A 2,800-nucleotide genomic window follows, 5' to 3' on the forward strand; every position below is an offset into this window, starting at 1 on the left:
GTTATTATCGGAGCGGCAACCCTTGCGTTGCAGCAGCGTTTGGATCATGAAATGTAACCTAGGAGGAAGTCATATGGACCAAGTATTGCTGGAAGAGTATCGAGGGGACACACTCGAATGCGTGCATCGAGGGCATATTTGTGGAGTTTCTTATACAGGGGAAGTGAAGTATGTTGTTGGCGATACGAGTGCAGTCACTTTCCTGAGATCTGCTGGCAAGCCGTTTCAAGCAATTCCCGTGCTGCGCCATGGCGCTGATGTCCACTTYGGGCTAACCGATAAGGAAACGGCAATCATGATGGGCTCTCATCGTGCGGAGCCTTTTCATGTTGAGGYGCTCGAGTCGATGCTGAGGAAGATTGGCGTGGCGGAAGACGGGCTTGTATGCCACCCGACTTACCCGCTTAGCGTTTACGCGACGGAGGATTTGCTTCGCAAACAAGCGCCTAAACGCTCGATTTATCATAATTGCTCCGGCAAGCATCTGGGGATTTTAGCACTGTGCAAAATGATGGGATATCCGTTGGAGACATATTATGAGCCTCAGCACCCGGCACAGTTGGAGATATTGGAAACGCTATCATATTTGTCGGAATGCGCGATTGACCAGATTCAGCTTGGCACTGATGGCTGTGGGTTCCCCGTTTTTGCCATTCCTTTGAGCAACTTGGCACAAGCTTTTCTCAAGTTGGCCTGTCCAGAGCTCATTGAGGATGCATCGATCCGTATCGCTGTTCAGAAGATGGTTGGTCTTATGAATGAGCACTATGAGATGGTTGCTGGTTCTGACCGCATTTGTTCGGCTCTTCTCATGGATACGAATATCGTAGCGAAGGGTGGAGCCAAAGGCGTTTATTGCTTCGGTTTGAAGAAAGAAAAACTAGCTTTTGCCTTGAAAGTGTTAGATGGTTCCGAGGACGAATGGCCGTTGATTGTCGCGTCGATTTTGGAGCAAATCCATTATGACAATATCAACACGATTCAGAGCATGTATGAGCTCGCGCCTATAGAAATCAAGAATGATAACAAGAAAATTATCGGTCGCAACACTGCTGTATTCACGCTTCAAATCCACTCATAAGCGATATGAGCATTGTCGGACAAGCACATATAACGCTCCGACAAGTTACATATATAATTTCAAGGAATATCGGGAGGGGTTATTTTGAAAAAAAGAATGTCAACAATGGTGATGAGCATGGTTCTTGTGCTGACGGTCGGACTTGTCGGCTGCTCCAGCGAACCTGCAGGAAATTCAAGTAATGCAGCTCAAAGTTCAGGCAAAAAAGAAAAAATTACGTATTTAGATCCACTTCCAAGCCCAGAGCGAACAGCACTCATGCAGGATTTCATCAAACAATTCCAAACAAAAAACCCGAACATTGAAGTCGAATACACTTCCGTTCCTTGGGATGATGCGAATAAGAAGTGGATGGCTCTCGGTGCCGCCAAGCAGCTTCCGGATGTCCTCAGTATCGACGATACATCTCTCGTAGCCATGTCTGCCGCCGGTTATATCGAAAATCTACAGCCTTATTATGATAAATGGGATCAAGTAGGCAACCTGACCGAGGCGTTCAAACAAGCAAGAAACAAGTATCAGGACAAGGTCTATTCAATTCCCGATGGATTTTTGCTGCAAGGTTTATTTATTCGAAGCGACTGGTTCAAAGAAAGCAACTTGCCGGAGAAAATCGATACATGGGACGATTACTTCAAGTTATCCCAACAGCTAACGGATGCTTCCAAAGGAAGATATGGGATTTCATTCCGTGGCGGCGCGAATGGTATTCTTCGAGCAATGGAATACGTTATGGCGGCGACGCATAGCGAGAGCTGGTTCGACAAGGATGGCAAATCGATTCTTTACAAACCGGAAGGGCAAGCAGCATTCAAGAAGTTTTATGACATCTATCTCAATAATAATTCTCCTAAGGAGTCAATAAATTGGGGCTTTAACGAAATGGTGCAGGGCTTCTTGAACGGCCAGACGGCTATCCTGAATCAAACCCCTGAAGTCATTATTACAGCTCAAAAGAACATGAAGGAAGGCACATGGAACGTCGTGCCGATGCCAAAATCCGATGATGGCAAACGTTATATTTTCTGGGGTTACACAGCTGCATACGCGATGGCAGCCAACTCCGAGCACAAAGATGCAGCTTGGAAGTTCATTCAGTTCCTAAGCTCCCCTGAGATCAATTTACAATATAGTATCAAAAATTCGAGCATTCCGATTTATAAGGACAACCTGAAGGATCCGTTTTTCAATAAAGGTCCAATTGCCGGATACGCAGGTGCGATGGCGGACTCAAACATTGTTTTTGCCGGACCGCCGAGCCATCTGACCAAGCTGGGGCAATTCTCAGGTACATTCGCCGTACAAGAAACGCAGAAATATTTGAGCAAAACGCAATCCCTTGAGGATACGGTTAAACATTTGGCTGACTTCCTGACTAAGGAGCAGCAAGAATATTTAAAAAATAATAAATAATAACATCTAGATGYAGACAACCGAGGCGGAGTTCTGTCCCGGTTGTCTTTTCCTTATCCGAAAGGGAGGTGAAGCGGCTGTGAAACTGAGATTGAAATTATGGGAACCTTACTTGCTTATTGCTCCTGCCATCCTGGTCCTGTTAGCTTTTTTTGCATACCCGCTGCTGCAAGGCTTTAAATTGGCCTTTATGCACTATATCTTATTTGAACCGAACGACGTTCGGTTTTCTGGTTTAGAGAACTTTAAAGCCATACTTACAGACAACAGTATCGTCCGAATTTTGATGAATTCTTTATTGTGGGT

The 2,800-nt window shown here is 45.4% G+C and carries 2 protein-coding genes and 1 pseudogene; all 3 read left to right on the forward strand.

Annotation, left to right across the window (positions count from 1 at the left end; all coding sequences use genetic code 11):
- The first annotated feature begins 73 nt into the window (after positions 1 to 73).
- The gene (locus AC1DUA_RS32530) at positions 74 to 1,081 is read left to right on the forward strand and encodes an asparaginase (RefSeq protein WP_477503673.1); all 1,008 of its coding nucleotides are present in this window, start codon (positions 74 to 76) and stop codon (positions 1,079 to 1,081) included.
- 84 nt (positions 1,082 to 1,165) lie between these two features.
- Entirely contained in the window at positions 1,166 to 2,494 is a 1,329-nt protein-coding gene (locus tag AC1DUA_RS32535) for an ABC transporter substrate-binding protein (protein ID WP_477503674.1), read from the forward strand.
- A gap of 79 nt (positions 2,495 to 2,573) precedes the next feature.
- Positions 2,574 to 2,800, forward strand: a pseudogene (locus AC1DUA_RS32540) (hypothetical protein); the annotation flags it as partial.

It is taken from the genome of Paenibacillus sp. 01T422, assembly GCF_056398785.1.